Origin of the sequence: Bacteroides sp. AF25-38AC, assembly GCF_003602995.1 — a bacterium.
Lineage (GTDB): Bacteria > Bacteroidota > Bacteroidia > Bacteroidales > Bacteroidaceae > Bacteroides > Bacteroides uniformis.
The window spans coordinates 19,657-41,918 of sequence record NZ_QTMD01000034.1 but is presented as its reverse complement, the minus strand read 5'-3'; the positions used below and the strand labels follow the sequence as shown (position 1 = coordinate 41,918).

Below are 22,262 nucleotides of genomic sequence, written 5' to 3'. Positions count from 1 at the left end.
TAAACAATGTGATGATGCACAAATGGCGTCATGAATGGAGAAAGAACAAGGGGAACAAAGCGGACCTTTGGGGAAATGAATAAATTGCTGGAGGATATGAAATGAAGACATTATTAGTTATATCTGTTTTATTAGCATTTACTCTTTTGGGGCATGCCCAAATATGGAAAGTGCCTGAAGGTCATGAAACGCGGTGGACAAGTTTTGAAAATCCTACCGGTGCCAAGGGAACGGCAGCTCAAGTCAATAAAGGTGCAAAAGGAAGTGCTTTCGGCAGAATCATGGCGGGAGACAGCTGTGTTTTGTTGTCTCAGCAAGGACCCGGGATCATTAACCGTATTTGGCTGACAGTCAGCAAACGTAACCCTAAGATGCTTCGTGCGTTGCGTATCAAGTTTTATTGGGATAATTCTGTTGTTCCGGCAGTGGATGTCCCATTGGGAGATTTTTTTGGGAATCCGCTGTCACGTACATCTCGTTTTGAGAACTGTTTCTTTTCTAATCCGGAGAAGCGTTCTTTTAACTGTTCTATTCCGATGCCTTACCGCACCGGTGCCAAAGTGGTGTTTGTGAATACCTCGGATGAGGACCTGACACACTTGTTTTATGATATTAACTTTACTAAATTGCCGGAATGGGATTCGGAGATGAGCTATTTTCATGCTGTCTGGCGTGAAGACAAATCCACCAAGTTGGGAGTGGATTATACTGTTCTTCCCCAACTATCGGGCAGGGGGCGCTTTTTGGGGGTAAGCTTGGGTATCTTTGCCAATAAGGCGTATGAAACTACTTGGTGGGGAGAAGGTGAAATCAAGTTCTACATTGACGGAGATAAGGAATTTCCCACATTGAGTGGTACGGGAGTTGAAGACTATATTGGTACGGCTTGGGGGCAGGGCGAGTATTCCCACCGTTATCAAGGTTGTCCGATTGCAAATGCGGACAGTTGTTGGTGGAGTATGTATCGTTTCCACGTGCAGGACCCGATTTATTTTCATCATGATATAAGAGTTACATTGCAGCAGATTGGAGGTGCTCCATATCAAAAGGTACTCGAACTGTACAAGGCGAAGGTTCCTCTTGTACCGGTTACTATAGATAGAAGCGGTAAACTGAAATTCTATCGTTTATTAGATGAAAATTCAGACCTACATATCACGGATAAAGACTTTCCGCCAGGATTTGTTAATTTCTACCGCCAAGATCATGTAACTTCAACAGCATATTTCTATTTGGATAGGCCTGCAGTCTGAATAATTTTTTAAATAACTTCCTAGTGTATATTATTGGAAATTAGTATTTTATACAATGCTGTAGTAGTTACGTTGTAGTGCTTGAGCAGGTTGTGGTAATCTTGTGATAGTTTGTTTTTTGACATACATCAATTGCTCCTATACTTTTGCAAAAGAATTTTAAATCAATACAAAATGAAGAAAAATTTATTAATTACATGTGTGATGTTGCTGTTTGCCGTTGTTTCGATGGCGCAGAACAAAATTACGGTTTCGGGTGTCGTTTCCGACAAGACGGGAATGACTGTTATTGGTGCTACAGTTTCGGTAAAGGGGGCTCCTCAGCAAGGAGTCGTTACTGGACTTGATGGTGATTATAAGATTACCAATGTTCCCAGTAACGCTGTCTTGCTTTATAGCTATATTGGTATGAAAGACCAAGAAATAGCAGTGAATGGTCGTACTACTATTAATGTAGTAATGCAAGAAGACAATATGTTGATCGATGAAGTTGTAGTTGTAGGCTATGGTGTACAGCGTAAATCAGACTTGACCGGTGCTGTTGGTTCTATCAAGAGCGATGATTTGAAAAAGATTTCTACACCTAATGTGGCTAACGCGTTGCAAGGTCGTGTGTCCGGTGTATTTATCTCTGCAAGCGGTGCTCCGGGTAGCTCTCCTGAAGTGCGCATTCGTGGTATCGGTACTACTAATAATAGCAATCCGCTCTATGTGGTTGATGGAATGTTTATGGACGATATATCATTCCTGAGTAACCATGATATTGAGTCCATGGAGGTATTGAAGGATGCTTCTGCTACTGCCATGTATGGTTCTCGCGGTGCTAACGGTGTAATCATTGTTACCACCAAGCAAGGTGCTGAAGGTAAAGCACAGGTGAACATTACTGCCAGTGAAGGATTTCAGTTCCAAAATAGCGGTAAATTTGAGATGTGTACGGCTTCTGAATATGCTATGCTGCAAAATGAAGCTAACTTGAATATTAATCCAGATGGCGGTCTTGTTTATGATGACCCGGCTTCTTTCGGAAAAGGGACCAATTGGTTCGATGAGATTTTCCGAGTAGCGTCTGTCCGTGATTATCAAGTTGCTGTTAGTGGCGGAACAGAAAAGGTACGTTATAATTTGAGTGCCGGATATTTCCAACAGGATGGTATCATAAAGGAAAATTCTTATGACCGTTTTACTTTGCGTGCCAATAATTCATATAAAATAAACAAACATTTGACTATCGGGCATAACTTATCGGCTTCTTTCAGTCATACAAAAAATGAAAATAAGGGAGTTGTAAAATCCGCTTATAAACTGAGCCCTATCATTACTCCTTATGATGAGAATGGTAATTTCTCCGATCCTCAGGTGGCATCTACTGCTAATCCGCTTGCTACCCTCCATTATATGAATAGTGATAATTGGAAAGATAGAATTGTGGGTAGTGCATTCTTGAATTGGGAAGTTATTAAAGGGTTGAATTTTAAGACCAGCTTGGGCATTGATTATATTAATGGTAGAAGTCGTAATTTTACTCCTAAGTATTATATCTCGGAGTATCAAAAGGTAGATGAGAACAGCTTGTCTAAAACATGGACTAGAGATTTTACTTGGCTGTGGGAGAATATCTTGACTTATGATTGGCAAATCAATGATAAAAATCGTCTGAATCTTTTGGGTGGTATTACTGCTCAAAAATACACTAATGAAAAGTTAGGCGGGTCAGGACGTAATTTCTTCTCAGAAGTGGAAGACTATTGGTATTTGGATCAGTCTTCAAGCGATACACGTGGACTTGAGAATAATGGAAAACATGAAGCCATGATGTCTTACTTGTTCCGTGCCAACTATGCTTTAATGGACAGATATTTGTTGACGGCTTCTATACGTGCCGATGGCTCTTCGAAGTTTGGACCGGATAACCGTTGGGGATATTTTCCGTCAGTAGCTGCCGGATGGAGGATTTCTGAAGAAGCTTTTATTAAAGATAATGTTGAATGGTTGAGTAACTTGAAGATTAGAGGTAGCTGGGGGCAAATTGGTAATGATAAGATTGGTAATGACAAATATTATGCATTGGCTAATGTAGACCCTACTTATGATGCTGTATTTGGTGGTGATTATTATTCTGGTGGTACTGTAACTTCTCTTTATAATACACAAATCCATTGGGAACGTTCAGAGCAGTTGGATCTTGGTTTTGATTTAGGCTTGTTCAATAATCGCTTTTCTTTAGAGTTTGACTATTACAGAAGAGATACAAAAGAAATGTTGGTAAATGTGGATGTTCCTGCTTCTGTAGGACTTGCCTCTGTAGAAACAAACGTGGGATCAGTACGTAACTCTGGACTTGATTTTACGGTGAAATGGGAAGACTCGTTTAAGGATTTTCGTTATGGCATCCGCTTGACTGGAACTACAATTAAGAATGAGGTGACTAATTTGGGAGGTAAACGTATCACCAGTGGGGATATAGGTTCCGGAAAAAGTGTTCATATGACAGAAGAAGGAATGCCAATCAAGTATTTTTATGGTTACAAGACTATTGGTATTTTCCAAAGTAATGAGGAGATTGAGCAGTATAATGCGATGGCTGCGGCTGCTTCCGGTGATGCGAAGAAGAAGTATCAGGCAAATGTAGCTCCGGGTGATCTGATTTATGCAGATACGGATGGCAATGGATATATAACTGCTGAAGACCGTACGGATTTAGGCTCTCCTACTCCGAAGTTTATCGGTGGTTTGGGCATAACTGCCGCTTGGAAAGGCTTTGATTTGTCAATTGATTTGCAGGGTAATTTTGGTAATAAGATTTATAATGCCAAACAAGCTGAAAGAAATGCTGGTGTTGATAACTGGGATCGTTCGTTCTTGGATAGATGGACTGAAAACAATAGGAATACTTCCATTCCGCGCATGACATTTGAGGGTAACAATTATTTTGTTTCCGACCGTTATGTTGAGAGTGGCAACTATGTGAAGTTACAGACTGTGGAATTTGGATATACATTCCCAAAAAACTTGATGCAAAAAGTGCATATCCAGAATTTGAGATTGTACTTCTCAGGTAATAACCTGCTTTATTTTACGAATTATAACGGATTTACTCCTGAAATCTTAGGGGGGCTTGACCGTGATATTTATCCGATTACCGCTACCTGCCGTTTTGGCTTGAATCTTACATTCTAATGGAAAATAAAAATAGGAAATGATTATGAAAAAGATATATTCACTTTTATTAGCTTCAGCATTGGTTTTTACCTCTTGTTCTGATTTTTTGGATACAAAGCCGCAAGGGAAATTGACGCAAGATATTTTCTTCGGGGAAGAAGAAGGTGCTTTGATGGGAATTAATGCTATATATTCTCAAATGAAAAGTTGGGACTTGATCGGCTTTTCTTGGTTTGGCATTATGGAGGTGCCGAGTGACAATTCTGATACAGGAAGTTCACCGGCAGATGGTAGTTATGCTCGCGTGAATTCATTGAATGATTTTACTTATGATGTTTATACTTCTGAATTGAACGGCTGGTGGACCGGAAATTATAAAGGAATCGGATTCTGTAACGTAGCATTGGATAACTTGGATGTGTTGAAAGATGAGCAGTTAAAGATTAGAAGCATTGCACAGGCACGTTTTTTCCGTGGTTTCTTTTACTTTAACTTGGTGAGAACTTACGGTGGCGTACCTTTGGTTACTAAAGTTCAGAATCCCGATGAATATGATCAGCCATGCGCTTCTGAAGAAGCTATTTATCAGCAGATTATTGATGACTTGTCCTATGCGGCAATGAATTTGCCAACCCGTGATGAATGGGGGATTGCTGAGAGAGGAAGAGTTACGAAAGGAACTGCAGAAGGCTTGTTGGCTAAAGTTTATTTGTTCCGTCAAGATTATGCAAGTGTAAAACAATATGCAGGGCAGGTAATAAGTAGGGGAGAATATAACCTGCATCACAATTACCGTGATTTGTTTAGCCCGGATTCTTATTATTCTGATGAAGTGATGCTGGCCGACCAGTATTTGTGGGGATCAGACAAGACGAGAGATAAGGCTTCCGAATATGTGAAGTGGCAAGGTGTCAGAGGTTTCAAAGGTTGGGGATTCTGTTCTCCGTCAGAATCTTTGGATAAGGCTTATGAATCAGGTGATCCGAGACGGGAGGCTACTATCATTTACGATGGCGAAAATATGGAAGGAGTTGGGGTTATAAACTTCAAGGACGAACCGGGAGTACAACCGCGTGCCAATAAAAAGACAATGTGGCCTACAACTTATTGGAATGCCAATAATTTTGCTAAACAAAATTGCCACTTGTATTTTCTGCGTTATGCGGATGTACTGTTAATGTATGCTGAGGCCTGCAATGAGTTGGCAAATGGTGAAAGCGACCCATTAGTAGATGACGCCCTGGCTAAATTGGAATTGGTCAGAGACCGTGCTCGTAAGTCCGGTGATGATCCCACTGTATTACCTAAAATAACAGAGAGGGATAAGGCAAAGTTGCGTGAAATCATATGGAATGAGCGCCGCATTGAATTAGCAATGGAAGGACACCGTTTCTTTGATTTGATTCGGGCTGATAAAGTTGTTCCCGGATATGCAGAAAAGATGCTGAAGGCCCATGGAAAGACAAACTTCAATATGAGCCAGCATTCCACATTCTACATTCCACAGAAGCAGATTGATATTTCTCAAGGAATATTGAAGCAAAATAAATAAGGTGTGTGAGGAGTAGCCTAAGGCTACTCCTACTTCTTATGTGATTAAAATGTTTAAAATAGGTATTATGAAAAATATATTTCTTTTTTTCTTGTTTTTTGGGGTTTGTTCGTGCTCGGTAAATGCCATAAATCCACCATCTGGTGTGACAGAAAAGCAACTCTCCGATGATGAACTCATGACCCTTGTCCAGAAGCAAACTTTCCGTTACTTTTGGGATTTTGCCCATCCCGAATCAGGATTGGCGCATGAACGGAGCAACGGAGGTGCCGAGACAGCTACCATCGGTGGCTCGGGTTTCGGAGTGATGGCTATCATTGTCGGTATAGAGCGTGGTTTTGTCACTCGCGAACAGGGCGCTGAACGTATGTTGAAGATAGTCCGCTTTCTGAGCGACAAGAATACCGACAGCTATCACGGCATGTGGGCACATTGGATGAACGGTAAAACCGGCAAGACCATTCCTTTCAGTCGTAAGGACGATGGAGCGGATATTGTAGAATCCGCTTTCATGTTCGAAGGCTTGTTGGCTGCCCATCAGTATTTTACAAAGGATAATCCAACGGAAAACCGTATCCGCGGGATAATCAATAATCTGTGGCGTCAAGCAGAATGGAACTTTTTTACTCAGGGACAAGATGTGATGTATTGGCATTGGTCGCCAAACAACGGATGGGCGATGAATCATCAGATTAAAGGTCATAACGAGTGTCACATTGTTTACATTTTGGGCGCGTCTTCCCCTACTTATCCGATTGCCGAGAGCGTTTATCATAAAGGCTGGGCCAATGCGAATACTTTTCTGAACGGTCGGGAGTATTACGGCATCAAGCTTCCTCTTGGAAACAACCACGGAAAGGGAGGTCCTCTCTTCTTCACTCATTATTCTTACATGGGGCTTGACCCACGTGGCTTGAAAGATCGTTATGCCGATTACGAGGAACAGATGAAGGCTCATACCTTGATTAACCGTGCCTACTGCATTGACAATCCGAAGGGTTACAAGGGTTACGGCGAAAAATGTTGGGGATTGACTGCCAGTGACGGTGACAAAGGTTATTCTGCCCATAGTCCCGGTAATGACCGTGGTGTGATTACACCTACCGCTGCTCTTTCCTCTATTCCATATGCACCTGAATATTCTTTGGAAGCCATGCGTTATTTCTATGAAGAGTTGGGTGACCGTCTTTGGGGTGAATATGGTTTCAAGGATGCGTTCAATTTGACGGAGAATTGGTTTGCACCTTCGTATCTTGCCATTGACCAAGGGCCGATTATTGTGATGATAGAGAACTATCGTACCGGTTTGATTTGGAAACTTTTCATGAGTCATCCCGATGTCCAGAAGGGTTTGAGGAGATTAGGCTTTACTTCTCCTTATTTGAACAAGGTCGATTAGGTTGTTTGATAGGATTCTTTGATTCTGATTAGGTTTTACATAGATTAAAAAGGTTTGTAACCATGAAAAACGTGTTTGTCAATAGTGTATTGGTTGTTTTCGCATTGCTTGTCGCCTCGTGCGGCAGGCAACCGGAAGCCAAAGTAGAGGTGATGTCGTTCAACATCCGTTTGGATCATGTGGCGGACAGTATGAACAATTGGAAATACCGCAAGGACCATGCGGCACAAATGATTGCTTATTATGCTCCGGACATTATAGGCATGCAAGAGGTGGTGAAGAACCAACTCGATGACTTGAAGGAGCGTCTTCCGCAATATACCGCTCTCGGTGTAGGTCGTGCAGATGGAGAAGAGAAAGGTGAGTATTGCTCTCTTTTCTATAAGACAGACCGTTTCGAACTATTGAAGAGTGGAAATTTTGGGCTGAGTGAAACTCCTGATTCCATCGGAAAGAAAGGCTGGGATGCGGCTTGCGAGCGTATTGTGACTTGGGCGGTACTGAAAGACAAGGTGAGTGGTAGGGAAATAGCTGCTTTCAATACTCATTTCGATCATGTAGGTAAAGTGGCACGTCGCGAAAGTGCCGTGCTGATACTTGAGAAGATAAAACAAATAGTGGGTGACCTTCCGGTAATTGTTACCGGAGACTTTAATGGAACGGTAGATTCCGAGCCGGTCACTGTATTGACGGAAGGTGGAATGAAGAATGCTTGCGTTACGGCGAAAGTCGCTTACGGACCGACATGGAGTTTCCATGACTTCGGGCGCATCCCGGTAGAGAAACGTAGGTTGATAGATTTTATTTTTATAAAAGGTGCTGTAGAGGTGGAGCGTTACCGAACCATTGATGATAAGCCGGACAACAGCTATCTCTCCGATCATGCTCCCGTAATGGCTATCTTAAAACTATAAAAGCATTTACTATGAAAAAGAAATTATTGATTGGAGCTGCCCTAATACTTTCTGTGGGTACGGCATGTACTTCAGGAGCCGGTGATTGGCAGAGTTACAGCGGTGACAAACGGATAGAAGAGCGTGTCGATTCTGTACTTGCCTTGATGACACTTGAAGAGAAAATAGGTCAGATGACCCAATATTCTGCCAAGAGCGATATTGTGACCGGTCCGCAAGTAAATACGGACATTGAACCTCTATTGAAGAAAGGATACATAGGCAGTCTTTTCCATGCCACTTCTTCTGCCGCCATCCGCAAGACACAAGAGACGGCACTAGCGGAATCCCGGTTGAAGATTCCAGTGCTTTTTGCTTTCGATGTGATACACGGTTTTAAAACGATATTCCCTATTCCTTTGGCCGAGTCGTGTGCCTGGGACGCTGAACTGGCAGAAAGAAGTGCGTCCATTGCCGCTGCCGAAGCTTCGGCAGTGGGTGTTAACTGGACTTTTGCCCCCATGGTGGACATTTCACGTGATGCACGTTGGGGACGGGTAATGGAAGGCTCTGGTGAGGATCCTTATCTGGGTTCATTGCTCTCTGCCGCACGTGTACGCGGTTTCCAGGGTGAGAAGCCCGAAGACTTGATGCGGCTGGACAAGATGCTGGCTTGCGCCAAACACTTCTGTGCATATGGTGCTGCTGAAGCTGGTCGTGATTATAATACGACTGATGTGTCCGAGCGCTCTTTGCGCGATATTTATTTCCCACCTTTCAAGGCTGCCAAAGATGCGGGTGTGGCTACTTTCATGACTGCCTTCAATGAGATTTCCGGTGTGCCTTGCACTTCCAGTAAGTTCCTTTATCAGGATGTGCTTCGCGATGAGTGGAGGTTCAACGGTTTTGTAGTGACGGATTATACGGCTATCAATGAGCTTGTTCCCCACGGCGTGGCACGCGACGAGGCTCATGCCGCCGAGTTGGCTGCCAATGCGGGCATCGAGATGGATATGACCGGAGGTGTGTTTCATGCACATCTGCTGCAAGCCGTGAAAGAGGGCAAGGTGAACGAAGAAACCATTGATAATGCCGTACGCCGCATTCTGGAGATGAAATTCCTTTTAGGCATTATGGACGATCCTTACCGCTATCTGAATGAGGAGCGTGAGAAGGCTACTATCATGAAACCCGAGTTCTTGGAAGCAGCGCGCGATGCTGCTCGTAAGTCGGTAGTATTGTTGAAGAATGAGAATGACTTTTTCCCGATACAACCCTCCGAACGTAAGACTGTAGCTTTGATAGGCCCTATGGTGAAAGAACGTAACAGTGTGAACGGTGGTTGGGGTGGACGGGGAGACCGTCAACGGAGTGTCACTCTTTTTGAAGGGTTGGAAAAAAAGTACGGAAACTCGAACGTACGTTTTCTTTATGCCGAAGGCTGCGATCTTCGTAAGCCTGGAACTGCAGGATTTGCACAAGCTGTGTCCGTGGCTCGTCAGGCAGATGTCATTCTGGTTGCTGCCGGTGAAGACCAGAACTGGAGTGCCGAGGCTGCTTGCCGCACGGACATCACCCTGCCTGCTTCGCAGCGCGACTTGCTGAAGGAACTTAAGAAAACGGGTAAGCCCATCGGATTGGTATTGATGAACGGTCGTCCGCTGGAACTTACTTGGGAGGACGAGAATATGGATGCTATTCTCGAAGCCTGGTATCCGGGCACGATGGGTGGTCATGCCATTGCCGATGTCATCGCAGGCGACTATAATCCTGCCGGAAAGCTGACAATGAGTTTTCCACGTTCGGTGGGGCAGCTCCCGCTTTACTATAACCACAAGAACACCGGACGACCGCTTCCTCCGGACAATCCGAAGATGGATTACAAGTCTTCTTATATTGACTGTCCCAATTCTCCGCTTTATCCTTTTGGATATGGCTTAAGTTATACTAGCTTTGAGGTGGATAACTTGAAGTTGGACAAGGAGGAGCTGAAAAAGGGGGAAACACTTACCGTTACAGTGGATGTAGCCAATATCGGTAAAGTCGGTGGTGAAGAGGTGGTACAGCTTTATATTCGCGACCTTGTGGGAAGTGTGACTCGTCCGGTGAAAGAATTGAAGGGTTTTCAAAAGCTGTATCTCAAGGCTGGCGAGAAGAAGTCGCTGACATTTGTGCTGACTGAAGAAGACCTTGCCTTTTGTGGTGCTGATATGAAGATGCAGGTGGAACCGGGGGAATTCCGGCTCTGGGTAGGAACATCGTCGGCAGATGAGCGGAATGAATCTGTTTTTACGTTGATATGATAAATTGAAAAATCTTATAAATCATTGAAGATGATGAATCATAAACTATCTTTAGGACTTGCCATGCTTCCATTGGTTCCTGCTGTTCAGGCTCAGGAACAAGGCAGGCAAGACGGTGAACGTCCTAACATTATTTTTATCATGAGTGATGACCATGCACAGCAGGCTATGAGTATCTATGGTCATCCTATAGGTAAAGTGGCACCTACTCCTAATATTGACCGTATCGGGCAGGAAGGAGCTGTGTTCTGGAATAATTATTGCTGTAATTCTATTTCAGGCCCCAGTCGCGCCGCGATACTTACTGGCAAGCATAGCCATAAGAACGGCTTCATGAAGAATTGGGCACTAGGTTTCGACGGCTCTCAGCAGACGTTGCCTAAACTGTTGCAACAAGGCGGCTATGAGACTGCCGTCATCGGTAAATGGCATCTTATTTCCAAGCCGACGGGATTTGACCATTGGATGATTCTCAATGACCAAGGCGAATACTGTAACCCACAGTTCATTACCGAGGGGGACACTACTATTCATAAAGGATATGTGACCGACCTCATTACTCAATATTGTGAGGAATGGATGGACAACGGTCGTGACAAGAACAAGCCGTTCTTCTTGATGATGCACCACAAAGCCATTCACCGCAATTGGGTACCTGCCGAACGGCATTATCGTTTGTATGAACACGCCAAGTTCCCGCTTCCCGATAATTATTACGATGCCTATGAGGGACGTTACGCAGCACAGATGCAGAAGATGAATATATACCGTGACATGTACGAAGGTCACGATTTGAAGATGGTTGCGGGTATCGATAGCGACAGCCTGCTCTTTGACCCTTGGCCGCACGCTTTCATGGGAACAATGACACCGGAAGAACGCCGCCGTTTCCTTGATGCTTACCGCGATCGAAATAATGAGTTCTATTCCAAGCCACGTTCATTTAAGGAAGTGGCTGAATGGAAATACCAACGTTACCTGCAAGACTACATGGCTTGTGTAGCAAGTGTGGACGAGAGTGTGGGCGAGATACTGGACTATCTCAAACGTACGGGGTTGGACAAGAATACGATTGTAGTCTATACCACCGATCAAGGCTTCTACTTGGGCGAACATGGCTGGTTTGACAAGCGTTTCATGTACGAAGAGTCTTTTGGTATGCCGATGGTGATGCGCTGGCCGGGACATATCAAACCGGGTACGCAAGTTACAGGTCTGACCCAGAACATCGACTTTGCTCCTACTTTCCTTGATATGTGCGGCATCTCCATTCCGCAGGACATGCAGGGCGTTTCGTTCAAGGAACTGGTGGAAAAAGGCAAGACACCGCGCGACTGGCGTAAGTCCTTGTACTATCACTATTATGAGTTTCCCGGCTTCCACAGCGTGCGTGCCCATTACGGTGTGAAGATGGAACGCTACAAGCTGATGCACTTCTACGTGGATGACAATTGGGAACTTTATGATCTCAAGACAGACCCTGAAGAGATGCACAATCTTTATGGGAAGAAGGGAATGGAGAAGATTACCACCGAACTGAAGGCTGAACTGGCACGCTTGCAAAAAGAATACGATGTGCCGCAGGAGTTATGCCGCTGAAAAGCTACCGGAAGACATATTGAACATTAATAACCTGATAATAAAGATAAAAGATAATGAGAAGACTGATTACTAATCTGCTGCTGGCATTATTATGCTTGGCGTCTCCCCTTTTGGCGCAGGACATGCGCATGGATACTTATTGTAATCCGCTGAATGTAGACTATACCTATATGATATACAATTCTTCGAAAGATATCTCCTACCGCTCGGGTGCCGACCCTGCCGTAGTAGAGTTTCGTGGAGAATATTATATGTTCGTTACCCGTACGCACGGCTACTGGCATTCTACGGATTTGCAAAACTGGAATTTTATCAATCCGGGGGAAAACTGGTATCCACAAGGTTGTAACGCTCCGGCGGCACATAACTACAAGGATTCAGTACTTTATGTCTGTGGCGATCCTTCGGGTGTGATGAGTGTGCTTTATACCGACAACCCCAAGTCGGGTAACTGGAAAGCCACTCCTGCCATCATCACCAACTTGCAAGACCCTGACCTTTTTCTTGATGATGACGGCAGTGCTTACATGTTCTGGGGCTCTTCCAACAAGTGGCCCATTCGCGGCATGAAGCTCAACAAGAACCATCGTTTCATACAAGAAGGCGAGAAGCTGGAACTTTTCAATCTCGACCCAGAGAAACATGGTTGGGAACGTTTTGGAGAAAATCATGCCGATACCGTGCTGGGCGGCTATATCGAAGGACCGTGGTTGACAAAGCACAACGGGAGGTATTACATGCAATATGCCGCTCCGGGCACTCAGTTCAATGTATATGCCGATGGTGTATATGTGGCCGACCATCCGATGGGACCTTATACCTATCAGAAACATAACCCCATTTCCTATAAGCCTGGCGGTTATATCAACGGTGCCGGTCATGGAAGTACGGTGCTCGGACCGGGTGGGCAATACTGGCATTTCGGTTCCATGGCTCTGCCCATTAATATGCACTGGGAACGCCGTCTCTGCATGTTCCCTACTTATTTTGACGAAGACGGCATCATGTATTGCGACACCCGTTTTGGTGATTATCCCCGTTATGCGCCTACTGTGCCTGGAAAGAAGGGTGAGTTCCGCGGCTGGATGCTTCTTTCTTACAACAAGCCTGCCAGATGTTCTTCGGCTGTAGAAGGTCATACTGCTGCCGGATTGACGGACGAGAATTGCAAGACTTATTGGCTGGCTTCTTCCAACGATGAAACACAGTGGGTGGAGATAGACCTTCAGGCACCTGCCACTGTAAACGCTATTCAGGTGAATTACAACGATTATAAGAGTGACATGTATGGCCGTTATCCCGGCCTACGCCACCGTTATACCATCGAAGGTTCCGTAGATGGCGTCAACTGGATACGTCTTGTCAACCGTAGCAACAGTTTCAAAGACACTCCGCACGATTATGTGGAACTGGAAATCCCTGCCCGGGTACGTTATGTACGTTACAAAAACATCCATGTTCCCACACCGCACCTTTCCATTTCTGCCATCCGTATTTTCGGTCTGGGCGAAGGTAAGGCGCCTGCTCAAGTGAAGACATTTGACCCTCGCCGTCACGAAGATCGCCGTGACATCACGCTGACTTGGAAACCGGTGAAAGGTGCACAAGGATACAACATCCTTTGGGGTATTGCGCCGGACAAGCTTTACAGTTCTTGGATGGTGTATGGTGACGAGTGTAGGCATCTGATGAAATGTCTTTCTACCGACCAGAAATATTATTTTGCTATCGAAGCTTTCAATGAAAACGGTGTATCTCAAATTTCTGTCGTTAAAGAAGTGAAATAATGTGTTGTAAAATGAGGGTGTGCCATCAACCGTTTTGACACACCCTTATTTGTCGTTTTATGTGTATTTTGTTTATTGTCAGCTATGGATAAAAAGTCGTATTGCATCGCTTGGTTGATGTTGTTGTTCGTCGGTTCATTACATGCACAATATCGTACTACTACCTACTGTAACCCTCTTAATCTGGACTATACTTATCCTTTTCACAATTCCCATTTGGGCAAGTCCTATCGTTCGGGTGCCGACCCTGCCGTAGTGGAGTTTCGGGGGGAGTATTATATGTTCGTTACCCGTTCCTGGGGTTATTGGCATTCCAAGGACTTGCTGAATTGGGACTTTATTACTCCCGAAAAATGGTATTTCGAAGGTTGCAATGCTCCTGCTGCCCATAATTATAAAGATTCCGTACTCTATGTTTGTGGGAATCCATCCGGAGCCATGAGCATACTGTATACCGATAATCCCAAACGGGGGGACTGGAAGGCAGTGCCATCGGTGCTCCACGACCTTCAGGATCCTGCCCTTTTCATTGATGATGATGAACGTGCTTATATGTATTGGGGGTCTTCCAACCGTTGGCCTATCCGTGGTAAGGAACTTGATATGAAGAATAAATTCCTGCCGATAGCGAAAAAGCCGGATTCACTGCTCTTTCTCCGTCCTGACATTCATGGGTGGGAACGTTTTGGCGAAAATCATACCAGTGACATCAAACCATTCATCGAGGGTGCGTGGATGACGAAACACAATGGGAAATATTATTTGCAATATGCCGCTCCGGGCACTCAGTTCAATGTGTATGGTGACGGTGTTTATGTAGGAAAATCTCCTTTGGGGCCTTTCGAGTATGCGGCTCATAATCCGTTTTGTTACAAGCCGGGAGGATTTGCTACCGGTGCCGGGCATGGAAGTACGGTTTGTGGTCCCGGAGGAATTTACTGGCATTTCGGTACGATTCATCTGTCCATTAATTATAAGTTTGAGCGTAGGCTTTGTATGTTTCCTACATTTTTTGACGAAGACGGTGCGATGTACTCCGACACTTACTTTGGCGATTATCCTCATTATTCTCCCGACCAGGTTTCGCGACAGACGACAAGCGGTGGTTTCCGGGGCTGGATGTTGCTTTCTTATGGCAAACCCGTGAAGGCTTCTTCGCAATTAGAAAGTTATCCGGTGGAAAATGTGACGGACGAGAACTTGAAAACCTTCTGGGTGGCCGAAAAAAATGACGATAAGCAATGGGTGGAGATAGACCTTGAAGAAGTGAGTGACGTGTATGCCTTGCAACTGAATTTCTTTGACTATGAGGAAACTGGATTTTGGGGACGTATGCCAAACCTCCGGCAACGCTATCTTGTAGAAGCTTCGGTGGATGGTGCCCGTTGGCGGGTATTGGTGGACTATCGCAACAGTTTCCGTGATGCCCCTCATAATTACATAGAACTGGATCAACCGATAGAAGCACGCTATATTCGTTATCGCCACCATTACGTGCCGGGCAAGAATCTGGCAATGGGGGATATTCGCGTGTTCGGTTTGGGACGTGGGAAAAAACCGGCTACGGTAAAAGGTTTTACGGTAGTGCGTGAAGCGGACGAACGTAATGCCCGCATTTCTTGGAAAGCGGTGAAGGGTGCGCAAGGCTATAATGTATTGTGGGGTGTTGCTCTTGATAAATTGTATAGTTCGTGGATGGTATATGGCGATAATTCATTAGACTTACGTGCCCTCACGGTGGGACAAAAATATTATTTTGCCATCGAGGCATTCAATGAAAATGGTATTTCGCAACGTGTCTTTCTTCGAGAGGCGCACTGATTGTATAAAATGAACAGTAATGAAACAGATAATACACTCTTTTTTATATGGTAGTGCCGTTTGGGCTGCTTGTACTGTATCGCAGGAGGTCAAGGCCGGTGGGATTCCTGTCTCTACCACAGAGGATGGAGATGCTGTTAGCCCAAACATTGTTTGTGTGGTATGTGAAGACATCGGTCCTTGGCTGCACTGTTTCGGTGACAGTGTGGCAGTGACTCCGACTATTGACGCCCTTGCGGCAGAGGGTATACGCTATACCAGCATTTATGGGACAGTGGGTGTTAGTGCTCCTTCGCGTGCGGCACTTATTACGGGAATGTATCCCACGCATATCAATGCCAACTATATGCATACGCAAGGGGGGCAGATTGCACGTCCACCGGCGGTAACCGGTTACGATATTGTGTTACCCGAGGGAATAAAGTGCTATACCGAGCTGTTACGTGCCGCTGGCTATTATTGTACGAACAACCCGAAAACCGACTATCAGTTTCTTCCGCCTTTGACCGCTTGGGACGAATGTGGCAGGCAGGCGCATTGGCGCAACCGTCCTAAAGGGATGCCTTTTTTCGCTATATTCAATACCCTTGCCTCGCATGAGCAAAAGGTGTGGGAAAGTGCGAAAGATACGCTTTACGTCTCTCCCGACGATGTGGTGTTGCCACCCTATTATCCTGAGGACAGCATTGTGCGCCGCGATATTGCTGTCATGTACAGCAATATTTACCGCGTGGATTGTTTTGTCCGCCAGATGATTGATGAATTGAAAGCGGCAGGCGAGTGGGATAATACCATTCTTATCTTTTATTCGGATAATGGTGGACCGCTTCCTCGGCAGAAACGTGAAATAACAGAGGTTGGTACCCATATTCCTCTCATTATCCGTTATCCGGACGGACGGTTGGCCGGCAGTATTGATGATGGACTTCGCAGTATCATTGACATTCCACCCACGATTCTTTCATTGGCGGGCATCAAGCCTCCTGCCTATATGGATGGCAAGGCGTTTGCAGGAAAATATGCTTCGCCATCGCGGCACTATGTTTTTGCTGCACGCGACCGTATGGATAAGTGCTATGACCAGCAGGGGGGGCGTGCGCGATTGCCGTTATCGTTATATCTGTAATTATACTCCCAATCAGCCCGGCTATCAGCCGGTAGGATTTCGTCTGAACATGCCGATGATGCGCTGTATGCTTCAACTCCATGAAGAAGGCGCGCTCGATGAGAATCAGGAAAGCTGGTTTGTTTGGCCCCGTCCGCGTGAAGAGTTCTATGATTTGGAGAAAGACCCTCATGAGATCTGCAATCTGATTAATGATCCGGCTTACCGGAAAGACATTAACCGTTTGCGGAAGGTGTATCGGCAGTGGGAAAGGAAATATTGGCAATGTCGTCCGCTGACAGAACCGGAAATAGTACAAACTATGTGGCCGGACGGTGTACAGCCGCTCGTGTCAGCTCCGCAGATTGTACAAAAGGGGGGGCAGGTTAAGCTGGAGTGTTCCACTCCTGGAGTCTCTTATGCCTATCAGTTGAATGGTCGGGGACGGAATGGAGAGAAACATTGGAATCTATATGTTGAGCCGTTTGTTGTCCATAAGGGAGACCGGGTGGCAGTGCAGGCTTTCCGGGTGGGATATAAGAAGAGTGAGATAGTAGACTTTTTAATTGAACATTAATTTTGTAGGATATGAAGAATACAGTTTGTACAGCCTTGATGCTGTTGATGTCTGTGTGTATGTATGCGCAGGAGTTGTATGGAGAGTATGAAAAGAAAGTGTATGTCTCTTCGCAGGGAGATTCGTTGAAGTACCGTTTGCTGCGTCCCGAAGCAGAAAAGGCAGGGAAGAAATATCCGTTGGTGCTTTTTCTGCATGGTGCGGGCGAACGAGGAGATGATAATCAGAAGCAATTGGTGCATGGTGGGCAGATGTGGCTCAATCCGGTGAACAGAGAGGAATATCCGGCTTTTGTATTGGCTCCCCAGTGTCCTAAGGAAGATTATTGGGCTTATGTGGGTCGTCCCAAGTCGTTTGTACCTGGAGAAATGCCCGAGGTACAGGAGCCTACGCGTATATTCCGCACATTGAAGGAGTTGCTGGATACCTATTTGGTTATGCCCCAGGTGGATAAAGACCGGATTTATGTGATGGGACTTTCCATGGGCGGTATGGGGACGTTTGATTTGGCGATACGTTATCCTGAAGTTTTTGCCGCAGCCGTTCCCATCTGTGGTATTGTGAATCCGGCAAGGCTTTCTGCCGCCAAAGACGTGAAGTTCCGTATTTATCACGGAGATGCCGATAACATTGTTCCGGTAGAAGGTTCGCGTCAGGCTTACAAGGCCTTGAAGGCTGCTGGTGCCGATGTTGAGTATATCGAATTCCCCGGAGTCAATCATGGCAGCTGGACACCGGCGTTCAATGATTCTGAGTTTATGGGTTGGCTGTTTAATCAGAAGAAAAAATGATGAGAATATTGTCTGTTATCGGAGCGTTCTTTTTAGGGGGCGCTTTTTTAACTTCTTGTACCACTTCCGGTCGGGTAAGTACTTTTGTGGTATTGCCGGATACGCAGACTTATCTGGAACAATGTCCGGAGGTCTTCGAGTCGCAAGTGGACTGGTTGGTTGCCAACCGTAAGAAAATAGATGCCGTGTTCCAAGTGGGAGATTTGACACAAGATAATTCTCCGGTGGAATGGGCGTATATGCAGAAAGCTTTTCATCGTATCAGCCAAGCGGGAATACCTTATTCTGTCGTGTGGGGAAATCATGATATTGGCAGTAAGCCCGGCAAGTTTTCGGACGTGCATAACACTGCAATGGCCAACAAGTATTTTCCTCTTTCCGATTATATGCAGAAGAACTATTGGGGAGGCAGTGCGGATGGAAAGACATTGGATAACTATTACATAAATTTCAGGTCGGGTGATACCGATTGGCTGGTCTTGAATCTGGAATTCGGACCTTCTGATGAGGCTCTGCAATGGGCCGATTCCATAGTGGGTATTCATCCGGATAAGCTTGTCATATTGAATACACACGCCTATTTGTATTGTGACAGTACGTTGCATGACGGGAAAGACTGGTGGCGTCCTCAAGGATATGGCATCGGCAAAGAGCTCGGGCGCACAGTGAACGATGGCGCTGGAATCTGGAAGAAATTGCTTCTCAGACATCGCAATGTGATAGCTGTCTTTTGTGGGCATGTCTTGAAAAGCGGAGTTGGCACGCTGGTCTCTATAGGGAAAGAGGGGAATAAAGTGTATCAGATGCTGGCAAACTATCAGCGTGGTGTGGAAGGCAGTAGATTGGGAGGTGAGGGCTACTTACGCATTGTAACTTTTAACCGGAAGACAAGGGAGATAGATGTGAAGACCTATTCGACTTGGAATAAAGCCTATCACCCCTCCGAACATCATAACTTTAAGTTCAGAGAGGTGGACTTTGACGAATATCTGCGCTGAGACTTAAGTCCTTTCAGCGTAATCTCCGTTACTTTTTATCAGTTCTATCAGCTTTTCTACCGCCTCTTCTTCGGGAATGTTCTTTTCGATGCACTCCTTCTTCTTGTAGAGGCTGATTTTGCCTCGTCCGGCGCCTACATAGCCATAATCAGCATCGGCCATTTCTCCGGGGCCGTTGACAATGCATCCCATGATTCCTATCTTGAGTCCTTTCAGATGGCCGGTGGCTGCCTTGATACGGGCAATGGTACTTTCCAGGTCGTAGAGGGTGCGTCCGCAGCCGGGACAAGAGATGTATTCGGTCTTGCTGGTACGTACACGTCCGGCTTGCAGGATACCGAAAGCAGTGGCATCCACTACTTTGCCGCTTATGGTTTCTCCTTGGTTGAAGAGAAGGATACCGTCACACAGACCGTCGAAGATGAGTGCTCCCATGTCTGCCGCCGCTTTGATTTGCAGATTCTCTAATTCATTTTCTGCGTAGTGTTCAAAGAAGACTACCGGATTTTTCAGGCCCTCCTTCATCATCTGGTGTACCAGAGCGCGTTGTTCTCCCAATCGGTTGGGATGATTGCTTTGCGAAACCAATACGACTTCCGGATGATACTTCAGGCAGGCGATGGCTTCGTCATTCAATCCCATATACGTGATGAAGAGGAATTTCAAGGAAGCGCCGCAGCTGCTTAGGAAAGGAAGCTGGTCTCCTTTAAAGGCAGGCCAGGCATTGTCCGGTTCCGTTCTGCCGTTACTGTGCTCCATCCAGACATCGGCATCGATGATACATTGCATGCCTTCCGGAAGTTGTTCGGGGATGGAACGTCCCGTATAGATATAGTCCGGCACGAATTGCGGATTGAAGTCCATGTCCCCGTCCAGGCGTGCGGCAATGACCACGGGCAGATTGTCTCCGCCGATATTGTGTACGGCGGCAGTCTCGCGGCGGGTGGGAGAGAGATAATTGAATTCCGGCACATCTGCTCCGGGGATATAAGGATGGTCGTGGCGCTGCACGATATAGTCCACCAATTTGCGGGCTACGGGGATTTCCGCCTCCGGAGCTTCGCTCAGGGAAACCCGGATGGTGTCACCCAAGCCGTCTGCCAGCAGGGCGCCGATGCCCAAGGCCGATTTGATGCGTCCGTCTTCTCCGTCTCCGGCTTCCGTTACACCGAGATGCAGCGGGAATCGCATACCTTCCTGCTCCATGACGGCTGCCAGCAAGCGTACTGTCTTTACCATGACCACTGTATTGGATGCCTTGATGGAAATGACTACATCCGTGAAATTCTCTTGCACGCAGATGCGCAGAAACTCCATACAAGATTCCACCATGCCTTCCGGTGTATCGCCATAGCGCGACATGATGCGGTCGGATAATGAACCGTGGTTTACGCCGATGCGGATGGCAGTATGGTTCTCTTTGCAGATATTAAGGAAGGGTACAAAGCGGTCGTGTATCTTCTGCAACTCCTGGGCATACTCTTCATCGGTATACTCCAAATGTTTGAAAGTACGTGCTGCATCCACATAGTTTCCCGGATTGATGCGGACTTTTTCTACATACTGTGCTGCTACGTCCGCTACCTTCGGATTGAAGTGAATGTCGGCGACAAGCGGCACCATATATCCGTCCTGGCGTAGGCCTATGTTGATATTCATCAGGTTTTCAGCCTCTTTGATGCCTTGGGCCGTGAGGCGTACATACTCTCCTCCGGCGTCGACAATACGTTTGGTTTGCGCCACACTGGCTTCTGTGTCCTGCGTAGCGGTGTTCGTCATACTTTGTATGCGGATAGGATTGGAGCCGCCCATAGGGGTGGCTCCGATGTTTACTTCTGATGTTTCCCGTCGGGAATAGTTAAATAGATCCACGATGATATTTACAGTTAAAGGATTAAAAGATTTACGATTGGACGATTTACGATGTACGATTGAAGATACCAAGAAGTAATTTCAATCGTACATCGTAAATCGTCCAATCGTAAATCAATTGGTTTTGTATTCGTACTTCACCTCCTTCAAGTCCTCATTTGCCTTGACTATTTTCTTTTTCAGCCCTTCTTTATAGGTGGCGAATGTTTCAGCCAATGAGGAATCGCTCAGTGCCAGCATCTGTACGGCAAGGATGGCAGCGTTCATGGCACCATTAATGGCAACGGTGGCTACCGGTATGCCCGGAGGCATCTGGATGATAGAGTAGAGGGCGTCTACGCCATCGAGTACAGACCCTTTTACGGGAACCCCGATTACCGGCAGTGTGGTATTGGCAGCAATGACGCCGGGCAGGGCGGCAGCCATACCGGCAGCGGCAATAATCACTTTAATGCCGCGTTGGCGGGCATTCTTGGCAAATTCCTCCACTGCTTCCGGTGTGCGGTGAGCAGAGAGAGCGTTCATTTCGAACGGTACATGCAGGTCATTGAGCAATTGTGCGGCCTTCTCCATAACGGGGAGGTCGGAAGTGCTGCCCATGATGATGCTAACGATTGGAGACATGAATCTTTAAATTATTAAAGGGTTAATTTTATAAGGGTTAGGGATTAACGATTAGGGGTTAGGGACTGCGCTATCATTCCGTCCGGTGCTAATCGCTAACCCCTAATCCTTTCATTTCATTCGTTTATCAGCGCTTTGTAGGCTTCGGCATCCAGCAGGCTGTCGAAGTCGGCATCAGCGGCGGGTTTGATTTTGATGAGCCAGCCTTCGCCGTATGGGTCCTGGTTTACCAGTTCCGGCTGGTCGGCAAGGGCTTCGTTTTGCTCCAGAATCTCACCGGTTACGGGCAGGAAGAGGTCTGATATGGTTTTTACTACTTCGATGGTACCGAACACTTCGTCGGCAGCCAATGTTTCACCTTCGGTCGGGATGTCGACAAACACAATGTCACCCAGTTGCTCTTGTGCATAATCGGTAATACCTACATAGGCTACATCACCTTCCAGGCGAATCCATTCGTGTTCTTTGGTGTACTTTACATTAGTCGGGAAATTCATGATCATTAGTTTTTAAGGGTTGATAC

The 22,262-nt window shown here is 46.0% G+C and carries 16 protein-coding genes; 13 read left to right on the top strand and 3 right to left on the bottom strand.

Annotation, left to right across the window (positions count from 1 at the left end; genetic code table 11):
* Positions 1-101: 101 nt before the first annotated feature.
* The 13 genes from DWY55_RS18370 to DWY55_RS18315 all read left to right on the top strand — a co-directional run bounded on the left by DWY55_RS18370 (position 102) and on the right by DWY55_RS18315 (position 19,243).
* Entirely contained in the window at positions 102-1,253 is a 1,152-nt protein-coding gene (locus tag DWY55_RS18370; protein ID WP_064774935.1) for a glycoside hydrolase family 172 protein, read from the top strand.
* Between the two features lie 174 nt (positions 1,254-1,427).
* Positions 1,428-4,433: a SusC/RagA family TonB-linked outer membrane protein gene (locus DWY55_RS18365; RefSeq protein ID WP_057256704.1), complete on the top strand. Its 3,006-nt coding sequence runs from the start codon at positions 1,428-1,430 to the stop codon at positions 4,431-4,433.
* A 25-nt stretch (positions 4,434-4,458) separates the two neighbouring features.
* On the top strand, positions 4,459-5,967 hold the full coding sequence (locus DWY55_RS18360; RefSeq protein WP_227239046.1) for a RagB/SusD family nutrient uptake outer membrane protein: 1,509 nt from the start codon (positions 4,459-4,461) through the stop codon (positions 5,965-5,967).
* A 67-nt stretch (positions 5,968-6,034) separates the two neighbouring features.
* Positions 6,035-7,366, top strand: coding sequence for a glucoamylase family protein (locus DWY55_RS18355; RefSeq protein ID WP_057256703.1), 1,332 nt, complete (start codon positions 6,035-6,037; stop codon positions 7,364-7,366).
* A gap of 62 nt (positions 7,367-7,428) precedes the next feature.
* Complete coding sequence (locus tag DWY55_RS18350) at positions 7,429-8,280, top strand: endonuclease/exonuclease/phosphatase family protein (RefSeq protein WP_117879152.1); 852 nt, start codon at positions 7,429-7,431, stop codon at positions 8,278-8,280.
* An 11-nt stretch (positions 8,281-8,291) separates the two neighbouring features.
* Positions 8,292-10,562: a glycoside hydrolase family 3 N-terminal domain-containing protein gene (locus DWY55_RS18345; RefSeq protein ID WP_057256701.1), complete on the top strand. Its 2,271-nt coding sequence runs from the start codon at positions 8,292-8,294 to the stop codon at positions 10,560-10,562.
* 33 nt (positions 10,563-10,595) lie between these two features.
* Entirely contained in the window at positions 10,596-12,161 is a 1,566-nt protein-coding gene (locus DWY55_RS18340) for a sulfatase (protein ID WP_034532747.1), read from the top strand.
* A gap of 56 nt (positions 12,162-12,217) precedes the next feature.
* Positions 12,218-13,951, top strand: a complete 1,734-nt coding sequence (locus tag DWY55_RS18335) for a family 43 glycosylhydrolase (RefSeq protein WP_117680951.1) — start codon at positions 12,218-12,220, stop codon at positions 13,949-13,951.
* A gap of 84 nt (positions 13,952-14,035) precedes the next feature.
* Positions 14,036-15,772 carry a family 43 glycosylhydrolase gene (locus DWY55_RS18330; RefSeq protein ID WP_117680950.1) on the top strand — a complete coding sequence of 579 codons (1,737 nt, stop codon included), beginning with the start codon at positions 14,036-14,038 and terminating at the stop codon, positions 15,770-15,772.
* A 19-nt stretch (positions 15,773-15,791) separates the two neighbouring features.
* Complete coding sequence (locus tag DWY55_RS18325) at positions 15,792-16,898, top strand: sulfatase (protein ID WP_243633677.1); 1,107 nt, start codon at positions 15,792-15,794, stop codon at positions 16,896-16,898.
* Entirely contained in the window at positions 16,849-17,454 is a 606-nt protein-coding gene (locus DWY55_RS22415) for a hypothetical protein (RefSeq protein WP_243633676.1), read from the top strand. The genes DWY55_RS18325 and DWY55_RS22415 overlap by 50 nt, the downstream gene beginning before the upstream one ends.
* 47 nt (positions 17,455-17,501) lie before the next feature.
* Entirely contained in the window at positions 17,502-18,245 is a 744-nt protein-coding gene (locus tag DWY55_RS18320) for a prolyl oligopeptidase family serine peptidase (protein ID WP_373153247.1), read from the top strand.
* The gene (locus tag DWY55_RS18315; protein ID WP_117680948.1) at positions 18,242-19,243 is read left to right on the top strand and encodes a metallophosphoesterase; all 1,002 of its coding nucleotides are present in this window, start codon (positions 18,242-18,244) and stop codon (positions 19,241-19,243) included. Before DWY55_RS18320 ends, DWY55_RS18315 begins: the two co-directional genes overlap by 4 nt.
* Before the next feature lie 3 nt (positions 19,244-19,246).
* Here the strand turns inward: DWY55_RS18315 and DWY55_RS18310 are convergent, their stop codons facing one another.
* From DWY55_RS18310 to gcvH, 3 genes are all read right to left on the bottom strand, one after another.
* Positions 19,247-21,115 carry a 4-hydroxy-3-methylbut-2-en-1-yl diphosphate synthase gene (locus DWY55_RS18310; RefSeq protein ID WP_117879153.1) on the bottom strand — a complete coding sequence of 623 codons (1,869 nt, stop codon included), beginning with the start codon at positions 21,113-21,115 and terminating at the stop codon, positions 19,247-19,249.
* 114 nt (positions 21,116-21,229) lie between these two features.
* A complete protein-coding gene (gene purE, locus DWY55_RS18305; RefSeq protein ID WP_117879154.1) occupies positions 21,230-21,739 on the bottom strand; it encodes a 5-(carboxyamino)imidazole ribonucleotide mutase in 510 nt (169 codons plus the stop codon).
* A gap of 116 nt (positions 21,740-21,855) precedes the next feature.
* Entirely contained in the window at positions 21,856-22,236 is a 381-nt protein-coding gene (gcvH, locus tag DWY55_RS18300) for a glycine cleavage system protein GcvH (RefSeq protein ID WP_005834498.1), read from the bottom strand.
* Positions 22,237-22,262 lie beyond the last annotated feature (26 nt).